Source organism: Helicobacter pylori SA37A, from assembly GCF_000476015.1.
Classification (GTDB): Bacteria; Campylobacterota; Campylobacteria; order Campylobacterales; family Helicobacteraceae; genus Helicobacter; species Helicobacter pylori_DB.
On record NZ_CBOO010000017.1, the window covers coordinates 1 to 20,739 of the forward strand.

A 20,739-nucleotide genomic window follows, 5' to 3' on the forward strand; every position below is an offset into this window, starting at 1 on the left:
AATGGCTCAAAAAAGGGGTAAGCCCCCTACTTTTAAAACGCTAAACGCATTCCAATGTTTCCGGTAATGTTGATCATTTTATAATCCAATCCAAACCTAGCCCCCACCCCAGCATTCGCATAAAAGCTTTTAAACAACCTCACTTCCCCGCCTGTAGTGATGCTCGCAAAAGTGTTATAAAGCTCGCCTTTCCTATAGCTCAAAGTGTTGTTGCCAATGAAACGCACCAATTTATCCCCCATAGACCTTACAAGCAAATCCCTACCAACGCCGCCAATCGCATAAAAATAAGAGTTTGTATTGAAATAATGGCGGTTCTCCAAAGCAAGATCAATCGTTAAAACGGATTTTTTAGACGGATCGGCGTTCGCTTTAAACTGGTTATAAAGCGCGTTATGCATCACCCCATCTAAACCGGTCATGCCAATATAGTAATACCTTAAACCAATTTGAGGTTTTAAAATGATGCTTTTGTTTTTAAATATGAAATCATACCCGTAATTAACTTTTGCGTTCGTCGTCCATGTGCTGTATTTATAAGACTGATTGATCATAGAAAGTAAAGTGTCGTTGGAGCTGATTTGGGTTTTATTAGCCCCCCAAGTTTCATTGACGCTAAAAGTCAGCTCGCTCCTTTTAATGAAAGCTCTCGCATACAAGCCCACATCTACATTATCGGATTTAGAATTAGTGATGCGTTCATAAAACCCGCTATACCCATAAGCCGCATACCCTCCAACAATCACCCCCTTAATGAATCTGTCATAGCCCACATTGACACCATAGAGCGTTCCTGTGCCATTTTCCACAAAGCTCACGCCCCCAACGCCGGTCGCCCAAAGGTTGTTTTTTAATTTATCCCTTTGAGAGTATTTTAAAATCACATCCATCGCGTTAGGGACAGCGTCAGCAAATCTTTGGTTTTTAAGGCTGCTCAAGCGTTCGCTAAAATCCGTTGAATCAAAGGAAGCGAAATTAGAAAGCTTGGCTAAACGGCTCATTTGTTGCGTGTAAGTGTTGAGCTGTAAAGCATCGGTGGAGTTGTTTTTAAGATTGGGTTTAGAAAGCATGCCTAAAGCGCTGGTAATATCTTTCATTAAAGTAACAATGTGTTCAGTGGGATTGTCTTGCAAATAATAAGGAGCGAACAAGGGATTGCCCCCTTTAGCCACAAAAAGCTCATTCAACCACATAAGGGAATTATTGCCCGCAGATTTGATCGCATTCAAACCTCCGCTACCTTGAATACGCTGGATATAGTATTCCAAACTAGGGGCATGAATATCCATGGGCTTATCAGAGACGCTAACTTGAACCTTATCATAAAGGATAGATGAATACACCATTTGCCCTTGATTGTCTTTAAAGCTTACCACAAGACCCCCGTCCTTAATATTGACCGGTTTATCATCATAGCTTAATGAATCGCCCTTTAATTGCATGCGTTTGCCGTTAAAATCAATGAGGGTGTAAAGCTTGAGGTAATCGCTCAAGCTCCCTCCAAGAATCGTTTGATTATCATAGCCATAAACCATGCGATGAGCGTCTATAAGCGTGTAAGCACCTTGCTTGAGTTGGGTATTAAAATGGATTAAAGCCTGATTGTTATAAGACATGATCGTAGAAGTGCCAGCCACATTAATAATCGTTTGATTGGTTTTATTGTTAAGATTAAAGATTAATGGCCCTTCGCTCTTCAAATTCCCCCCCACATCCAAACCATTTTCATTCGTACTGAGAGCCGCTCCTTTTACCACATTGAGATTACCGCTGATATCAGCCCTGTGATTAGAATTATTGTTAAAAGCGTTATTCACGATCAAGTTGTTGGCTTTAAAAGTAGCGTTTGGCTCTAAATCCAAAGTTCCGATCGTGGTATTTTGTAAGACTTTTGAAAAATCCACTAATCCATTCGCTTTAATTGTTCCTAAGAAAGCGAAATTATTGGCATTCACTTCTAGCGTTTCATCGGTTGGGGCTGTCGCGCTTGAAGAATGAGCTTTTTTCTCGCCCATGCAATTTAAAACATTCACGCAAATTTGACCTTTTTGAACGCTAATATCGTTTCGTGGCGCGTTAAGCGTTAAACCATTGGTAGCGTTTAAGGTATCTAATGAAATGTTAGAAAAATCTTTAGATACAAAAGAAAGCCTGCCCTGATATTGCGTGAAATTAATGGTGTTTTTCCCATTAAAAATAATGGACTTGCCCGCCACAAAATTCAATTCTCCCCCTGTGGCGTTACTAAACGAGCTGTTATTCACAAACACATGGTTTTTAGCTACGAAATTGAAATTCCCTTTTTGCCAGAGATTGTGCAATCCTCTAGAGCCTAGTAAAGATCCCATGCCCAATTGTTTCAACTCATCTTGTAAGGATTTAGGGAGTATGGTGCCTAAACCTTGATGATAAACGCCTCCAAATCCCTTATCAGCAATAATCTTATTGATCATTTGCCCTAAGACTTGATTGCTCATGATTTTATTCACTACGCCTTCGCCCAATAAGTCATTTAACGCTTTTTCACCTATGCTAGAAATGGTGCTAGTCAGCTCTTTACTAGGGTTAGTGATGCTATTTAAAGCGATATTCACTAACACGCTCAAATCCTGCGGGCCTAGCCAAGAAATGAGCTTATTGATTAAGGGGGCTTGTTCAATCATTTGATTGAGAATATCCCCAAAAGTCGTTTTGTCTAAGAAACTCTGTAAGTCTTTGGCATCAGCGCTAGAGCCTATTTTATCAAGGGCTTGATTCAAGCCTCCAGGCACAAAATTATTGGCAAAAGAACTCAAACTTTGCTTGCCATACCAGTTATTGATGAAATTCTCTACATTTTCAATCCCTAAAGTTTTCACAATGAATTTTTCAAACCCTGAAGAATGGGCTTGGATTTGCTCTAAGAGCATTTGATCGATTTCTTTTCTTTTTATAGGATCTAGCGCGTTTAAAAGCCCGTTTTCACCAAAAACATCGCCCACCGTTTTAGAATTTAAGATTTCCATGATTGCGTTTTTAAAAGTGCTCACGCCTAAGAGGTTATTCACTTCAGTAGGGCTAAGCAATGAGCTTAAAGTCTTAGATCCAAAATCTTTAGGGATCATGTTAGCTAGATCTTTAGGGATAGCGTTATCATTCAAGCTTTCTTCATAAACAATATTAGAAAGCGCATTCGCTAAGCCTTTTTCTCCAAAAAGCTTTTCAATGCCACCTTGCCCTAGATAAGAAAAGATTTTATCAGTCCCTTGAGCGTCAATATTAGCTTGATTAAGCACTAAATTAGTGCCGCTTTCAAAAGACACATTCGCGCTCCCTCCACTCCCCCAAGCGTTCCCGCTGCCGATTGTCCCAGTAATGTAAATGTTTTTAGCCTTAAAATTAGCGTTAATATAGCCTAAATAAGGTGCACTAGAATGGAGCAATTGCCCTAAATTAGTCTGTCTAAACATCTGGCAAGTGTTATCCCCAACCGCGCATGGCTCTTTATAGCCATCGCCTCCAAACCATACCACGCTATTAGTGTTCGTTTGCCCTTCTTTGATCGCCCCTATAACGAGATTGCCTTGAGAGAAATCATAATTAGCCGTGTTGGAAAAACCATTGATAATACCCAATAAGCTCTTCCAATTTTCTTGGTTTAAAGCAATACCATATTTCTTTAAAATGTCAAAAAGAGTTTCAAAACCATTCGGGCTATTGAGATTGAGATTGTCCAAAGCCCCTGAAGCAATAAGTTTAGCCATTTTAGGCAAAAATTCCTTACCCAAGCTGGCAATAACGCTTAAATCCTGCTTAGTGATAGCCTGATTGTAAATGTGTAAGGCTTGTAAGGGTTGGTTTTGCGCGTTATAAGTCCCGGGTGTTTCATTGTTTTGATTAAAGCCTTTGATGTTACTATTCAAATAATAAGTGCCGGCTTTGTCGCTTGTGTGATTATAGGAATTAGAACTTTCATCATAAGGGTTTTTTTGGTAATCATACAAGCTAGGGGCGAGATTAAACATCGCATTATTAGAAACGCCGTTTTGAGAGATTTGAATTTTCAAGCGGTTGTTATGCAAGGTTTCTGTAATCGTTTCAGTCGTGTTGAGCGGGTTAGTGAAACTCCAAGAATGAACGCCGTTATTAAACGAGTAATCAGCCTTGTCAATCTGTATGCCATAAAAACGGATCTTTTCATAGCCGTTATTCCCCATTAAACCCTGAATGTTTTGAGCTTGTAAAATATTATAAACTAAGGGCTTGTTTTTTGCATCAAACAAATTCACATTAGACAGATTCAAAATCCCTTGAGTTCCAAAACTAAAATTCCCGCTTGCATTAATAGATAGAGCGTTAGCGCCATTGCCTAAAAGGTTTAGAGTGCTGTTTAAAAGAACGCTTTGAAAATTCAGGGTGCTGTTGTTGCTTAAATCAAAAGAAGCGTCAGAATTAAAAGTCGCCAAATGAGTGAAAGAAATTTGAGAATTATTGGCATAAAAACTCACAGGAGCGTTAAAAACGCTATTACCATTGAAATTCAACAAGCTTGAGTTATTGAGGTTGAAATTCGTTTCCCCCTCTACGCTAAGAGCGTTAAAACTCGCTTGGGAACTTTCAGCTAAATTCATCGTAGAGTTATTTTCAAAAGTGGAAGCACCTTGGAAATTGATATGGATATTTTTAGCCCTTAAATTGAGCGTGGCTTGATTAAAATTTGTATTCCCTTTGAAATTAATAAGGCGTGTGGAGTTGCCAAAATCAGGCGTTTTGCCAAATAGCGGGATGCCATAAAAGGTTACATTAGCGTTATTGAAATTTGCTTGATTGAAGCTTACTTGAGCGTTAGGGTTCAAATTCAAATAAGACACCCCGTTAAAAGCGGTTGTGCCGTTAAAATTCGCCACGCTGTTGTTGTAAAAAGAAAGGCTTGAGGCGTTTTCTAAAGCCGTTTGGGTTTGGCTATCCCCAATATTAATAGCAGCGTTGGGCTTGACTGAAAGCCTGGAATTATTGAAAGTAACATTCCCATTCAATGAAGACTGATTCACATTTTTAGACACATCAATGACTATTTGAGAGTTATTGAAAATAATGTTATTAGCTTTCAAATCATAGCGAATGCCTCCCCCTAAAATGGAATTAGAAAATATCAAATCCGTATTTGCAACCATATTCACATACGATGAGCCGCTCTCAGTCGCTCCGTTAATATTGGTCCAGCCGCTAAAAGTGGTGTTTTCAAAAGTGATACGCCCTGAATTAAAATTAAAGCCTCCCCATGTGAAATCCCTAAAATTAGAGTTTTTAATTTCCATAGAAAGCCTGGAATTAAAATTCGCCCATGAATGCTGGCTCGCGCTAGTTTGTAAGCCCATAGCCACGGTTTGGAAATTCGTGTAATTCAACCCGTCAGCGTTCAAGGTTTCATCAGCGTTAAAATCAATCGTCGCCCCACCGCCAGCATTAGGGTTGCCGACATTAAAATTATTCGTTAAAAAGATATTAGTCGCGTTGAAATTGCCGTGCAAATACAGCAAATTATTCTTACCAAACCAGATCGAGCCGCCATTGTTATTGGCTTTTTCTTGAGCGCTCCCTAAAAGCAAAGTCCCCACCACCGTAGCCCCAAAATTCAGCGACCACGCAAAAGCGCTAGAGCCAATAAGGTCTTGATTTTTATAAGGCGCGATATAGCACACGCCAACACACACAGGGGTTTTTCCTGGAATGAAGTCAAATTGCTTCCTCACTTGATTCCAAATGTCTTTAGAATCAGCGTCTGTGTGGAAAGGCGAAGAATGGATAGTGAAATATTTATAGGTGATAGAGCCCGGATTAAAAGTCTCTTCAAAGACAAATTTTTGGCCGTTGCTCTGCGTGAATTGCACAAAATAAGTGTTTTTCTCCGTTCTTAATAAAGTCCCTCTCTCGCCACCATAATGGATTAAATTCCATAAATTTTTTGAAAAAGCATTGTCCGCCAAAATTTCATTATTATATTTAATGTTATTCCCGCTTAAAAGCGTGTAGGTGGTGTTGTCAGTCAAATCCCTTTCAATATTAAAAATACTATTATTGTCAATAGTGATTGATCCTTGAAGGCGGCTAAAAGGATCGCTATTAATAAGCGTGTTTGTGCCTTTAAAGGTGGTGTTTTTAGTGTCATTAAACGAATAGCTCCCGCCATTAAACGAGTTGTTGTTAAAAATTAGGTTTTGCGCTTTGGCGTTGATGTTATAGGAATTGAAAGTGTTGTTTTCTAGGGTTAGGGAATTTCCGGTGCTGTTTTCACCCCCTTTATAAATCAAAGTGCCGTTATCGCTAAAACTAACATTCTTAATCACCGCCTTCCCGTTAGCACTAGCGTTATCCACGCCAAAATTCCCCCCTCCATTCACAGATCCCCCATTAAAAGTAATGTCATTGGCCTTAAGGTTAAAGCCTCCATGCGGAGTTTGGTTGCTAAAATTTGCGTTTGTTGCATTCAAATTACCATTATTAACAATGAAATTCATCCATGAATTTTGCAAACCGGCTTTATCGTTATTGAGGTTTGCGTTAGCGATATTCAAACGCTTTTGAGCGTTAAACACTAAAGTCGCACCCCCACCGGTTTGAGCGCCATTACCAGAACGAATCGTGCCAGTAATGTCAATTTGATTGGCTTTAAAAACGCCTTGAATATAGCCCGCTAGCCCCCATTCAGCCCCTGAAGTTTTCCCAAAACCCACCACGCTATTAGAAGTGGGATTTGCCCCAGCGAGAAAAGGGGTGGTTTGGTTGAACACTAAAACGCTGTTAGCGCCGCTATAATCTTGCGTGAAAACGCCTGTGCCAGCGATCTTCCAAGTCGTCATGCCGTTAAGGTAGAACACGGTGTTACTGGCGTTATTATTGATATTTTTAAGATTAAACGCATCGTTATCAATATTCACGCAATGCGTATAGCCTAGAGTGCATAAACGAGTGAGCGTGATCCCATTATTAAAATTTTCTTTGATGTAGTAAGTCAAGCCGTTATCAGTAAAATGGACATTATAAATTTTAGTATTGTTTGGCGTGGATTGATCCTTATTTACTAGCGTGCCGCTAGGGTTTTCTCCGCTAATCCAGCGCAACATTTGATACAAAGCGTTATTATCCTTATAATCCACGCTTTTAGCGTTAAGCAATTGATAAGTCGTGCCCACGCTTAAACTGCTCAAAAGCCCCTGCATGTTAAAAACAACGCCCTTATTGAAAGTGAAAGTTGTTTGAGCGCCATTTATTTTGAATTGACTATTCACATTGAAAGTGTCATCAGTAAAACTGACTTTAGAAGTTTTATTGAAATTAAACACCCCCCCATTGAACGAGTTATGATTAAAATCCACTTGCTTGGCGTTAAAACTAAACGATCCGCCATTAAACGAGTTGTTATTAAAAGCGTCTGTCTGCTCTGCATGGTTGAAATTAAACGATCCGCCATTAAATTTGTTTTCATTAAAGGCGTTATTTATGCCATCAAAAGTGTAAGAAGCGTCGTTTAAAACGGATTTTTCAATGGTGGTCTTGCCCTGGAATTTGAAATTCCCTGCTAAAAAGTTCGTGTTTTTAAAATGGTAAGAATTTTCAGCGCCTTGAAATTTATAATAAGCCTTGTTGAAATTCACGCTATCAAAAGCGCTGTTACCGGTAAAATCATACCCCCCATTCGTCCAATCGTAAAAATCAGATTGAGAAACATTGATTTTAGCGCTCCCAGAGCCATTCCCTAAAGCGATAAAAGTCATGTAAGAGTTTTGTGAAGTGGTTTTTAAGTTTTTAAAAGTGGCTCCAGCGATATTGATTTCAGTCGCGCCCACAAAATTCAAAGTCGCCCCCCCACCGGTTTGAGCGCCATTCCCAGACATCATGTTACCGGTGATATAAACCCTATCGGCTGTGAAAGTGCCGGTGATATAGCCCGTTTTCCCCCAATTGACCCCCTCATACCCCCCAAAACGCACCGTGCTGTTAGATTTAGGGATGCTGCCATTAGCCCAAGGGGTCGTAGCGTTAAAGACTAAAGCGCTGTTTTTTCCGCCATAGGTTTGAGCAAATCTCGCATTAGTGTAATTCCAAGTGTTCAAGCCGTTGAGATAGAAAATCGTATCGTCTCTATTATCCTTAATGTCTTTTAAATTAAAAACATTGTCATGGATATTCACGCTATTGGTGTAATAAATATTGTTCGCGCCATAATAGACAGATTGTAAAACAATAGAATTAGGGCTAAAAATTTGCCTGAAATGATAGAGCGTGCCGCCTAAATTGTAAGTTACATAGTGGGTGTGGGTGTTGTTAGAAAAAGCGGCGTTTTTGCTGTTGTCTTTTGTGGCTTGTGTGTTTTTAAGCCTGATAATATTCCACAAATCACTCACACCATTATAAGTGATGTTGCCATTTTTCATGCTAAAAAGCGTGTAAGCGCTCCCTATGCTAGGCGTGTAATTTTGAATGTTAAAAATCGCATTAGGATTAATGGTAACTTTACCGGTCATATTGATAAAGGGTGAAGTAGGGTTATTGATCGTGGTTATGCCTTGAAAATTAACATGAGCATCAGGCCTATTAAAAACAAACCAACCCCCATTAAAAGTCAAATTATTGAAAGTGATATTGCTTGCATTAAGGATATAAGCTTCCCCTACGGTGTTAGCGTTGCCATTAGGCATGCTCCCTAAAGCGCTGTTATTAAAGGTAATGCTATTGGCGTTAAGATTGAGTTTATAATGGTTGATATTAGAATTAGTGAAAGTGATGCTCCCCCCAATGCTATTACCCCCCTTATAAGTGAGTGCGCCGTTATTGTTGAAAGTTACGCCGCTAATGGTGGTTGTGCCATGACTATCCACATTATCAAAGCCAAAATTCCCACCATTGATAATCCCGCCATTATAAGTGATCTTTCGCCCCATAACATTAAAGCCCCCATGCGGGGTTTGGTTGCTAAAATTCGTGTTTGTCAAATGCACGCTATGATTGGAGATCAAATTCATCCACGAATTTTGCGTCCCGGCTCTGTTATTTTGAAAATAAGCCCCGTTAGTGGTTAATTCGTTTGAGCTTTCAAAAACAAGTATTGCACCCCCACCGGTTTTCCATTCATTGCCTGAGCCAACATTGCCTGTAATAAAAATGTCTTTAGCCTTAAAAACCCCTGTAATAAAACCGATATAGCCCTTTTCCCCAAACCATATAGAATTATTGTTGGGCGTTGCAGAAGCGTTTTTTGTCCCTATATATAAATTGCTGTTGTTATAATTTTGCGTGAAATTCCTACTCCCCCCAGCCCAAGTGCGTAAGGGGCTGATATAGTAGGATTTGTTGTTATTATTTTCATTCACGCTATTGAGCCAATACACCGAACTATTATAATCTTCAGCGCTCAAAGCTGAAACAAACCCTAGCCCTAAGAAGATTTTTTTGTTAAAGGATAGAGAAGAATTTGAATGCGTTTTTAAGGAGTAAATTGTCAAAGGCGAGTTTTTGATTGTATATTTTTTAGCGATTTTCTTTTTAATGCCCTTAAAAGAGCGGTTTTTGCTAAAGCGTTCATTCTTTAAATCTGTTTTGCCATTTCTATAAGTCATATTTTAAACCCTTTCATATTATATTATATAATTACATTTATTAACACTATCCACAACGAAATTTTCATTATATTAACTAAAAGAAAACAAAACAAATCCTTTTATATGTTAGTAACCAGTCTCATTATAAAAACCATCAGTTAGTTACTTTCTGTAATACATCTCCTTTAAAAAGCGTAACTATAACTCGCATGGATAAAAACGCTCTCTAAAAAATAAAGATTTTTAAAAGAATTTCTAGTCTTTGAAAAAGGGATTTTAGCCCCAAGCTCTATGCGGTGGTAGCGATCGATCGTGCTGCCAAGCCCCACATTAAACAAGCCGTTATACCCCATAAACGAACTATTTTTCATGCCTAAATGGTTGCTTTGATAAAAATACCCTATCCCAAGCCCCCCATACACCCCAAAGCTGTATTTTTTGTAAGTGTAAAAATCGCTTAACACATCAATATTTAAGCTCAATAAAGAAGTGTTAATCGTGTGCAGTGCGGTGGGTTTGATTGCCATAAGGTAGGAAAATTCACCCCTTAGCGCTAGAGCTTTAAAAAAAGCGAATTGATACCCCCCTTTAGCCCCCCATAAAAAAGCCGTATAAGAAGAATCACTAGCCGGTTTGGGGGTTATTTTAATAGGAGCTAAACCCACCATAGCCCCAAAATAAATATGACTTTTTTTAGGCTCAAACGCCCCTAACAAGCCCACCCATAAAGCCAAAATGAAAACAATCTTTTTCATTCTAAAGCTTTTTGGTTTTGATAAAACCGCTTGATTTTGTCGTCTATGGGAGCGAGCAAACGATAAAACACCGGCACAATCAGTAAGCTTAACACCATAGAAATCATCAAGCCCCCACTCATCGCAATCCCTATAGGGGATTTCATCGCCGCTCCATCCCCACTCGCCAACGCTAAAGGCAGCATGCCGCAAACCATCGCAATAGTCGTCATTAAAATCGGTCTTAAACGGGTTTTGCCGGCAAACAAAATGGCTTCTTGGATATTCAAACCTTTTTTACGCTCTTCATTCGCTACATCAATTAAGAGCGTGGCGTTTTTACCCACCATACCAATGAGCAAGATCAAGCCTATCATAGAGAACATGCTCAAAGGCTGATGGACTAAACCTAGAGCAAAAAACGCCCCTGAAAAGCTTAAAGGCATGGTAACCATGATGATAAAAGGCTCTAAAATAGACTCATACAACGCCGCTAAAATCATATAAATCAACACAAACGCTGTCGCTAAAGCGATCAAAAACTCCCCATTAGTCTCTTTAGCGTTATCCGCTTCACCGGTAAATCTGTAATTCGCCCCTTCAACCAGCCATTCTTTAGTGTTTTTACTCACTTGCGTTAAAATCTCGCCTAAAGAAACGCCCGCACTCCTATTAGGCTCAGCAAGCACCGTAACGCTGCGTTGGCGGTTATAGCGAGAAATGCTGGACGGGCTTTTAGTTTCTATGATTTCCACTAAAGCGTCTAAAAACATCAATTTATCGTATTTGTTACGCACTTGCAAGCGTTTGATATCTTCTACAGAAACGCGCTTGTCATCAGGCACTCTAATGACCATGTCGTATTCTTTGCCATCTTCTTTGAACACGCTCGCTTGAGTAGTCCCAGAAAAAGCAGAGCTCACCACTGAGCCAATGGTTTGAGCGCTCACGCCGTATTTGTTGGCGTTTTGTCTCAAGATTTTCAGTTGCAATTGCGGTTGCGATTCGCTCGTGCTTGTATGATAGCTTTCAACCTTGCCTTTTAATTCAGGGCTTTCTAATAAGAATTTTCTCAAATTCTCCACGCTTTTATCCACCGCTTCTTGAGAATGGGAGAATACAAAGGTTTGGAAGGGCGAACTATCCCCACCACCCCCTATAAGAGTAACTTCAGAAAGATTAATAGTATCTAAACCTTTAGCTTCAGGCATGCTTTTTAATTCCTTCCTTAAAGCGCTCATCAACTCAAATTGCCCCAATTCACTCTCTTTTTTACGCTCTTTTAAAGGCTTGAGCTGCACAAAAATCTTCGCTCTAAAAGGGTTTTGTGTGGTGCCATAACCCACTTGCAAAGTAGTAAATTCCACTTCAGCATGCTTTTCAATCGCTTTTTGAAAGATCTTACTCTTTTGCGTCATGTAATCTATGCTCACGCCCGGTTTAGCCTTAAGCCACACCAAAAACCTCCCCCTATCTTCTTTCAGCATGAACTCCATACCGATCTTAGAAGCCACAAAAAGCGAACCCACAAACACCAAAACCACCACTATAGAGATAATGAGCTTGTGGTTTAATACCCATTGGAGCAACTTGGTATAACGAGACTCTAAAGCCTTAAAAAAAGGCTCACTCCACACATAAAAACGAGAATGCCTGGGATTGACCACGACTGAGCTTACCATGGGGATAATCGTAACGACCACCACATACGATAGAGCGATCGCTAAAGCCACCGTGATCCCAAAGCTTTGGAAAAAGCGCCCGATAATGCCTTTCATGTTCCCTATAGGCACAAACACAGAGAGTAGCATCGCTGAAATCGCCACTAGAGCAAAACCAATCTCCCTCACCCCCTCATAGCTCGCTTTTCGTTTACTCATGCCCATTTCTAGCTTTTTATGGATGTTTTCAATCACCACGATCGCATCATCAATGATGATCCCTATCGCTAGCGTTAAAGCCACCATGGTGAGCATGTTTAATGAAAAGCCCATCCATTGGATGAGCGCAAAAGTCCCCATGATAGAAATAGGGATAGAGATCGCTGAAACGAGGGTGATCGTGCCGTTACGCAAGAACGCAAACACCACTAAAACCGCTAAAATCGCCCCTAAAACTAGATCAAATTTCACGTCTTCAATAGAGGTGCGGATATAGCTCGTAGTGTCTAAAAAGGGTCTGATTTCATAGCTAGGGCTAATGGCTTGAATGTGTTTTAAAGCTTCATACACCCTATCCACGATTTCAATTTCATTCGCTCCGGCAATCTTTTGGATTTCTAAAATCACACCGGGCTTGTCTTTAAAGCTCGCAAAAGTGTTGTCTTCTTCCAAACCGATTTCAATCTTTGCAATATCGCTAAGACGCACATGATTACCCACTTGAATCTTTTTCACATCCGCAACGCTATAACTATTCGCATTCACTAAGATAGACAATTCCCTTTGGCTATTGACAATGCGCCCGCCATCAATTTCCACATTCTCCGCTTTAAGCGTGCTGAAAAGATCCGCATAAGTCAGGTTGTATTTATTCATCAAAGTGGGATCGGCATAAATCCTAATCTGGCGCTCTCTAAAGCCGTTAAGCTGCACACCCCCTACCCCATTGATTTTTTGGAGCATGGGCTTAATGGTGTTTTTAGCATAATCATTAAGGGTTGTAGCCGGCACGCTTGAACTGCTCACAAACAATGAAATAATAGGCTGGCTGTCGGTATCAAATTTATTGATAGAGGGTTTTTTAATGTTGGAGTCATCAAAACGCACCGAAGAAATTTTATTCATCACATCGTTTAGGGCTTCTTCATTAGGTTTTTCCAATTCAAATTCAATGACGACGATACTCACATTTTTAGAACTCGTAGAAGTAACCTTTTTGATCCCATCAATCCCCATCACCGCTTCTTCAATCTTATCGGTTACCTTACTCTCTATGATTTCAGCGCTAGCCCCAGGATAAGTCGTAGTAACCACCACCGTAGGCAAGTCAATTTTAGGGAAAAGCGCCACGCTCAATTTTTTGAAACCCATAGTCCCAAAAAAGACAATCGCCAAAGCAAACATCAAGGTCGTAATAGGACGATTAATCGCTGTTTTATACATCAAAATACCCTATCACTTCGTTTGGATAAACCCATCGCCAAAAAGCCCCACTGCCATAGGCTTAGACAAAAGGGCTTCAGCGCTCACTTTCCTGGTGTTCTCATCAACCGTGGGGTAAATCTTAGTGATTTTAGCTTCATGCTGATTGGAATCCCCGTCTATAGAATAAGTGTAAGTGTCCCCTACTTTGACCGCATTAATGTATTTAGAATCAAATTCAATGACCAATTTCCTGGCATGGCTGACTAATCTTAGTAACACCGTGTTATTCGCGCTCACCCCCTCGCCCACCTGAATGTTTCTGCTCGCTATCACGCCATCAAAAGGGGCTCTTAAAATGGTTTTATTCAATACCGCAATAGAATAAGCGTAATCCGATTCCAAGCGCCTATAAGTAAATTCATAGCCCTCTAGAGTGTTTTTATCCACAGCGCCCCCAATTTTGCTGTATCGTTGGTATTGCTTTTTAGCGAAAATGAGTTGTTGCTCGGTGGAATCGCTTTGAGCCTGTTTGTCTTGATTATACAAAAGCAACAAAACATCGCCCTTTTTGACCACGCTCCCCTCAGTAACCTTAATGCTATCCACAATCCCTGTGCTATCCAAGGTGAGTTTGGAATCTTGCATCGCTTTCACATTGAAAATCGCATACACTCTTTCGCCAGCTTCCATGCTCAAAAAACTCAAAAAAAGTCCTATTAAAATTTTTCGTATCATTTCCACTCCTTTAATGCACATAGTCGTCAATTTTATGCCCGCTGTTGAAAATGTAATTGGCTTTTTGCACTTCATAATTATTGAGCGCTAAATTGTAAGCCACTTCCGCATCAAAGCGCGTGGTTAAACCCCTTAAATAGGTGGTGAAATCCACTAAATTAGCGTCGTATTTCCTTTTAATATTGGCAAAAGAAAGATTAGCCGCATCCAAACTAGCCTTGGAAGATTCAATCTTGGCTCTGGCAATATCAAGCGACTTTCTGTAAAGCTGTTCGTCTTTTTCTTGCTCTAATTTTTTATACGCTAAATTCTTTTCATTCGCTAATTGGCCTAACATGATGGATTGTTTTTGCAAGCTCAACCCTATATCATCAAAAATATTCAAAGTCGCAGTAACCCCAGCCGTATTTTGCTGACCTGGGAAGAAGTTCCCAAAACTCCCCAAAGCGTAAGCGGGTTTTTGGATCCAAAAAAGCCATGAGTCAAACACATCTATCTTGGGGTAATAATTGAGTTGCTTGTTTTGGTATCTAAGCGCGGAAATCTGCTCCCTTAAAGAAACCAAATCCTGCCTTTCTCTTAATTGCAAATTAGGCACATCAATCGTGGTCTTTTTCAAATTTTTCACATTGAGATTGGTGAGGTATTCTAAAGTCAAGCGGTTTTGCTCCAAAGCAAATTGCATGTCCAAAATATCGTATTCGCTCAAATTCCCTTGCGCTTTTAAGCTTTGCAAATCATCAATCGTGGTCAGCCCTTTGTCATAGAGTTTGGTAACCCTTTTAATGTCCGTTTGAATTTGCTCCAATTTCTTTTGCAAAGCGATCATGCGAGCGAGATTATTAAAATACTCATAATATTGTTGCACCACTTGCAAATACACGCTTTGGCGGCTATACTCTAAATTAGCCACAGTGGATCGGTAAGTCGCAGACTTTTCTTTGACATTATTCACATCGCTAAAGCCATTAAACACATTCAATTTGACTTCAGCTTGGAGTTGTTGCGTGTTGTAATGCTTAAAGTGCGGAGTATCCCTATTTTCATTCTTAAAATTATAACTCGTATTTAAGGTGGGTAAAAACATCGCTTTGGCGATGGTATGGTTTTTCATCGCTTGCTTGACACTGAGTTCTTGCGCTTGCAAACTGAGATTAGTGGTAGCCCCCTTTAGCAATTCATAAAGCCCCAAAGCGGCTTTATCGCTTTTTTCATGGTATTTAGCAATCTCTTGATTGATCGTGGTCGCTGTTTCTTTGGGCGAGGACAAAAAACTCGGTGTCGCTTCTAAAGAACTTGTCGGCGGATCAATGAGTTTTAAATTCTTATGGCTGTAATTGTTGAGGATTTGCTTGATTTCATCTGGGGTTTTAGAAGGGGTTTGCGCCAAAGCTAAAGCAGTGCATAAACCTAATAAACTCACACATCTTATAATGGTATTCATCAATCCCCCTAGCGCTTGGTTTTATTATGCACTAATTGCACTAAATACTTGGCGTTTTCTCTGGGTAAGTCCGGCAACATCCCATGCCCTAAATTAAAAATATGCCCTTGATTGCCCATGACTTTTAGGATCTTTTCAACGCCCTCTTCTAAAGCGTTTTTATCATAAAGGCGGGTGGGTTCTAAATTCCCTTGCAAAACATATTTATCGCCCAAAATCTTTTTTGCCATTTCTAAAGGCGTGCCCCAATCCACGCCAAACACATCAAATTCCCCATCTATGCTATCCAAATAAGCACCAATCCCTTTAGGGAAAAGGATAACCGGAATGCGTGCATAGCGTTTTTTAAGCTCTTTGGAAATTTTTTTCATATAATGCCAGCTAAACCTCAAATACGCTTCTTTTTCTAAAGCACTCGCCCACGAGTCAAAGACCATCACCGCATTGACCCCTGCTTGGATTTGAAGGCTCAAATACTCTATCAATTCAAGGCTCAATTTTTCTAAAAGCGCTTTTAAAACTTCAGGTTCGCTATAAAGCATTTTCTTGCTTTTGGCATACGATTTGCTCCCCTCGCCTTCTATCATGTAAGTTGCTAAAGTCCAAGGCGATCCGCAAAAACCGATTAACGCTTTCTCTTTAGAAAGCTTTTGGCGCGTTTGAGAAATCGTATCATAGACATAGTTTAGCTGTTTATAAGCTCCTACTTTTAGGCTTTCCACGCTTTTTAAATCCGTAATCGTCTCTAAAAAATGCGGCCCCTTTTTGGGGATAAACTCCAAATTCAAGCCCATTTCCAAAGGCACTACTAAAATATCGCTAAACAAAATAGCCGCATCCACGCCTAAAATCTCTACCGGCTGTAGGGTAACTTCTGTGGCTAGATCGCTATTTTTACACAATTCCAAGAAACTCCCCGCTTTCTTTCGGCTCTCTTGGTATTCGCTAAGGTAACGCCCCGCTTGCCTCATCATCCAAATGGGCGTGTAAGGCGTTTCTTTTCTAAAACATGCATCAATGAAAATCATCATAAATCCTTGAAAATTTGTTTAGTGGTTTGTTTTTATACTTTATAGTTAGTTTTTAAAATGAATATTTTACCCTAAAAATCTAGTAAAATCATAAAAAGTGAAAGTGATGCCAATAGAATAGATGTTCAATCGTGGCGTGCCAAAGGCTTTAGAAAATTTGCTTTGGATAAAATAAAAAGGAATACCGCCCCTTGCTTCTATGCTCAAGCCAAAATTTTTAGTCGCATTGAAAAACAATCCCACACTCCCCACCGCTGATTGGATATTGAATTGATACTTATCAATCTTAGCCCCTAAAATTTGAAGCTGATAGCCTAAGGCGATTTTAGGGATAACCCACCCCTTAAAAAGCCTCACCCCAGCCATAAACCCAGCGCTCATGAAATACGAATCGCCCATTCCTGCATCCAAATACCCCCCTAATAAAGCTTTCTTTTTTAAAACGAACCCTGCCTGAAAGCCTAAAGAAGCGTCATGGTAAATTTTATCCATTAAAATAGGAGGGCGGTTTTTAGGGCGGATGGGGGATCTTTTAGTCGTCTCTGCATGCTGATACAGATAGCCGATTTTAAAAGAGCCAAAATATTTTTTAGTAGGCTCTAAAGGTTTGAAAAAATCCCAATCCTTTTTGGCCAGTAAAACGCCTTTTAAAAGGCTTAAGATTAAGAAAAATCTAAAAATCAAAGTTTTAATTCCAATTTTTGTTTGGAAAATTCCACAATCTTTCCATGGAATCTCGCATAAAGTTGCGCTAAAGAAATGGTGTTTTCATAAAGCGCTAAAGCGGCATTTAAATTCTCTCGAACGCCTTTTTCAAAAAAATGTTGCAATTCGTCATAATCTTCTATCTCTATGCCTAATTTTTTTAAAAAAAGATAGCTGTATTTATCCACCACCATCACTTCTTTAGCACACACATAGCATAAAATCGCATCCGCGCTTTCTTTGCCAATGCCCTTTTGGTCTAAAAGCCACTCCTTAGTAACTTCTTGTTTAAAATTTTCAAAACTTTGAAAGTCTTTTAAAATATTTCCGCTCAAATTAATCAGTCGTTTGGCTTTTTGGTTATAAAACCCGCTAGGGCGGACACACTCTGCAAGCTTTGAAAACTCTATATCAGCGATTTTTTTAAGATTGGTTTCATCATCATTTTCCAAAATGAAGGCGTTTTTTAAATTTTCTAAAGATTTCAAAACGGCTTCAAATTTAGTGTTTTGCGTTAAAACCGCTCCTAATAAAGCTTCAAATTTCAAAGCGTTAGGCCACCACCAAGCGGGGGCGTTTTTCAATAAATCCAAACTCTTTAAAGCCTTTAAAATCTCAAAACTATCCAACACAATAACCGCCTGTAATTAAAGTATAAATAAAGAAATCAAAAAGAGTATTTTATTGAAAAAGAAGTAAAAATTAAAGCGAAAAGCCAACGCTTAAAGCGTTAGCCCCATACAAACACCTTTCTTAAAACTAAGTTAAAAGCCTTAAGATATTTTGTTGAACGGTGTTGGCTTGACTCATCGCATAGCTGCCTGATTGCGCCAAAATGTTGTTTTTATTGAAATTCGCGCTCTCTTCAGCAAAATCCACATCCCTGATTTGAGATTCAGCCGCTTTAACATTCACTTGAGTGATGCTGATGTTATTCACGGTGCTAATCATTTGATTTTGCACGGAACCTAAATCAGAGCGGACTTTATCCAACATTTTCATCGCAGACTCTGCAATGTCAATCACCACCATCGCGCCTCTTAAGGTTGTAACCCCAGATCCCAAGCTTTGATTGCCGCTAGCGATGACAGCGTTATAGTTCGCGCCACTAGCTGATTTGACATTAGCGTTAAAATTCCCAGTAACATCGCGCAAATTCACCGTGGTTTCTGCCACTTGAGACTCCCCAAAACCAATCGCTGTGAAGCCTAAATGTTGCGAGTCAGAAGCCGAAACGACATTGATGCTCTTAGCGTCTAAGCGTGTGAGAGAAAGCCTTCCGTAGTTAGTAGAGCCTTTTGTTAAATCCTGACCGCCATTGACCATCGTTAAAGCGCTAGGCCCATTACTGACGCTGTCGGTTTTGATTTCAATCCCACGACCATCTATACTGCGCAAATTCAAGCGCCCTTTTTGATCCGTATAAGCTTCCACACCGGTTTCTGAAGTGACCGCATTGATCGCTGCGACTAACCTTCCGTCTGAGTCGTTTTTCTTAATATCTGCGATATTACCCAAATGGATCCCATTTAAGGTTAAATTACTCAAACTTCCTGACTGGACCGCCACATCGCTCGTGGTGATAACGCTCGCATAAGCTTTAACCCCTGTTCGGTTAGAGTTTTTATTGATCACTTCTGCTAACACGCCAATCCCTGTACCTGCTGAACTAGAAACTTTTACGCTCTCTAAAGTTACATCATTCACGCCATCCACTTGTTTAAAAGTCAAGCTAATATCCCCAGAAGCGGTGATCAACGCACCTGTAGCGATACGAACCTGACCGATTTTATCTGAAGTGGTAGAGCCGATAGAAGCCTTAATGCTTTGGTTAGAATAAGCCCCTACTTGGAATTCTTTGTTAGTGAATTGACCAGACAATAACGCTTGCCCGTTATAAGTCGTTGTGTTACCGATATTATCCAAACCTTGAATCAAACGAACGATGTCAGATTGAATCGCTTTACGAGATTCCGTAGTTTGCCCATCTTGAGCCGCTTGAGTCGCTTTAACCTTAACGGTGTCTAAGATTTTTAACTGCTCATCCATAGCCTTATCCGCAACCTGGATAATCCCCATGCCGTCATTCGTGTTGGCAATCGCTTGACCCAAACTGCTCGCTTGCGAACGCAAAGAATCCGCCACCGTCATGCCTGATGCGTCATCAGCCGCTTTATTAATCCTTAAACCTGAACTCAATCTCTCCAATGAAGTTTTAAGCGCGTTTTGAGTGAGTGCGGATTGCACATGCGCATTCATCGCATTGATATTTGTATTGACCTGAAAAGCCATTGTTGTAACTCCTTGTTATAAAAAACCCAAAGGCATCCTTGCTTTTGGTTGAAACTATTATCGGTTAAAGTTTGAAATTTTAAAGGGCTTTATTTTTAAAAGCAAAATTAGGGGCATGAAAATGGGCTATAATAAAGAAAATTTGATTATTGAATGCAGACACCAATGGATACCATAAAAAACATTCCATTAAGGACTTTTGTTTTACTCTATAAAAGCTCACCAAAATGTGTTGTGTTGGCATCAATTACAGTGCTATTTGTCGGCATTATTCCATCTCTAAATATTCTTGTTATGATAAGATTGATTGATATTGTGGTAAATTTGTTGCAAAATCATACACATTTTGAATACAGCTTGCTATTACCAACTTTATTACTATGGGGATCTTTGCTGTTTTTAGCACATGTATTATCAGGAATTTTATCAAGCTTGCAAACCATTATTGCCGAACAATTTTCTATAAACATCATCACACAGCTCGCTAATAAACTCACACAAGTTAAAAATCTAAGTTTTTTGAAAATAAAGACCATACTATCAAGCTTAACACTATCCATAACGGACTGCACATCCGCCCCCTAAATTATGTCAGTAATCTCTTTTTTAATCTACAACGCATTATAGGGCTTGTGAGTCTGTTTGGAATATTATTTTCCATTAGTATTTATCTACCCTTTATAATGATTTTTGCAACAATGCCTTGTATTCTCATCTCCAACCATATAGCAAAAAAACACAGTGCTTCCATAGATAAGCTTCAAGACCAAAAAGAGAGTATGCCAAAATTACCTATACTCTGGATTAGATAACCAAAAGAACAAAGACAACCTATTATTTAACTTCATGCTAAATTTTCATCATAAATTTATTGAAAACAAAGAATTGTATCTCAATAATTTTGTGAAAGTAGCTCAAAAAAACTTAATATCTACCATATATATTGATATTTTAACCACCATTCTAAGTATTGCACTCTTTTTTCTAATGGTTTTTATTATCCTTTCAAAATTAATTGGTGTGGGAGCAATTGCTGGGTATATCCAAGCATTTAGCTCTACTGAGCAGCAACTACAAGATTTATCGTTTTATGGAAAGTGGTTTTTTGCTATCAATAAATACTTTGAAAATTAT

9 protein-coding genes and 1 pseudogene are annotated in these 20,739 nt (G+C 39.5%); 1 reads left to right on the plus strand and 9 read right to left on the minus strand.

Going from position 1 to position 20,739, the window contains the following annotated elements; translation table 11 throughout:
* Nucleotides 1-32 precede the first annotated feature (32 nt).
* The 9 genes from QT76_RS07080 to QT76_RS07120 all read right to left on the minus strand — a co-directional run bounded on the left by QT76_RS07080 (nucleotide 33) and on the right by QT76_RS07120 (nucleotide 19,605).
* Nucleotides 33-9,596: a vacuolating cytotoxin domain-containing protein gene (locus tag QT76_RS07080; protein WP_033617174.1), complete on the minus strand. Its 9,564-nt coding sequence runs from the start codon at nucleotides 9,594-9,596 to the stop codon at nucleotides 33-35.
* Nucleotides 9,597-9,763: 167 nt separating this feature from the next.
* On the minus strand, nucleotides 9,764-10,333 hold the full coding sequence (locus QT76_RS07085; RefSeq protein ID WP_033617175.1) for an outer membrane beta-barrel protein: 570 nt from the start codon (nucleotides 10,331-10,333) through the stop codon (nucleotides 9,764-9,766).
* The gene (hefC, locus tag QT76_RS07090; RefSeq protein WP_033617176.1) at nucleotides 10,330-13,416 is read right to left on the minus strand and encodes an efflux RND transporter permease subunit HefC; all 3,087 of its coding nucleotides are present in this window, start codon (nucleotides 13,414-13,416) and stop codon (nucleotides 10,330-10,332) included. The genes QT76_RS07085 and hefC overlap by 4 nt, the downstream gene beginning before the upstream one ends.
* A 12-nt stretch (nucleotides 13,417-13,428) precedes the next feature.
* Nucleotides 13,429-14,133, minus strand: a complete 705-nt coding sequence (gene hefB / locus QT76_RS07095; RefSeq protein ID WP_033617178.1) for an efflux RND transporter periplasmic adaptor subunit HefB — start codon at nucleotides 14,131-14,133, stop codon at nucleotides 13,429-13,431.
* Between the two features lie 10 nt (nucleotides 14,134-14,143).
* Nucleotides 14,144-15,577 carry an efflux RND transporter outer membrane subunit HefA gene (gene hefA / locus QT76_RS07100; RefSeq protein ID WP_033617179.1) on the minus strand — a complete coding sequence of 478 codons (1,434 nt, stop codon included), beginning with the start codon at nucleotides 15,575-15,577 and terminating at the stop codon, nucleotides 14,144-14,146.
* 8 nt (nucleotides 15,578-15,585) lie between these two features.
* Nucleotides 15,586-16,605 carry a uroporphyrinogen decarboxylase gene (gene hemE, locus QT76_RS07105; RefSeq protein ID WP_033617180.1) on the minus strand — a complete coding sequence of 340 codons (1,020 nt, stop codon included), beginning with the start codon at nucleotides 16,603-16,605 and terminating at the stop codon, nucleotides 15,586-15,588.
* 69 nt (nucleotides 16,606-16,674) lie between these two features.
* Complete coding sequence (locus QT76_RS07110; protein ID WP_033617181.1) at nucleotides 16,675-17,292, minus strand: hypothetical protein; 618 nt, start codon at nucleotides 17,290-17,292, stop codon at nucleotides 16,675-16,677.
* Nucleotides 17,289-17,945, minus strand: a complete 657-nt coding sequence (locus QT76_RS07115; protein WP_033617182.1) for a 3-methyladenine DNA glycosylase — start codon at nucleotides 17,943-17,945, stop codon at nucleotides 17,289-17,291. Before QT76_RS07115 ends, QT76_RS07110 begins: the two co-directional genes overlap by 4 nt.
* Before the next feature lie 127 nt (nucleotides 17,946-18,072).
* On the minus strand, nucleotides 18,073-19,605 hold the full coding sequence (locus QT76_RS07120) for a flagellin A (protein WP_000885496.1): 1,533 nt from the start codon (nucleotides 19,603-19,605) through the stop codon (nucleotides 18,073-18,075).
* A 153-nt stretch (nucleotides 19,606-19,758) separates the two neighbouring features.
* Here QT76_RS07120 and QT76_RS07125 point away from each other — a divergent pair.
* A pseudogene (locus QT76_RS07125) lies at nucleotides 19,759-20,739 on the plus strand (ATP-binding cassette domain-containing protein); the annotation flags it as partial.

What these genes read in the sequence shown, in the direction of transcription:
- QT76_RS07085 (WP_033617175.1), bottom strand. Translation starts at nt 10,333, where the DNA reads ATGAAAAAGATTGTTTTCATTTTGGCTTTATGGGTGGGCTTGTTAGGG.
- hefB (WP_033617178.1), bottom strand. Translation starts at nt 14,133, where the DNA reads ATGATACGAAAAATTTTAATAGGACTTTTTTTGAGTTTTTTGAGCATG.
- hefA (WP_033617179.1), bottom strand. Translation starts at nt 15,577, where the DNA reads ATGAATACCATTATAAGATGTGTGAGTTTATTAGGTTTATGCACTGCT.
- hefC (WP_033617176.1), bottom strand. Translation starts at nt 13,416, where the DNA reads ATGTATAAAACAGCGATTAATCGTCCTATTACGACCTTGATGTTTGCT.
- QT76_RS07080 (WP_033617174.1), bottom strand. Translation starts at nt 9,596, where the DNA reads ATGACTTATAGAAATGGCAAAACAGATTTAAAGAATGAACGCTTTAGC.
- hemE (WP_033617180.1), bottom strand. Translation starts at nt 16,605, where the DNA reads ATGATTTTCATTGATGCATGTTTTAGAAAAGAAACGCCTTACACGCCC.
- QT76_RS07120 (WP_000885496.1), bottom strand. Translation starts at nt 19,605, where the DNA reads ATGGCTTTTCAGGTCAATACAAATATCAATGCGATGAATGCGCATGTG.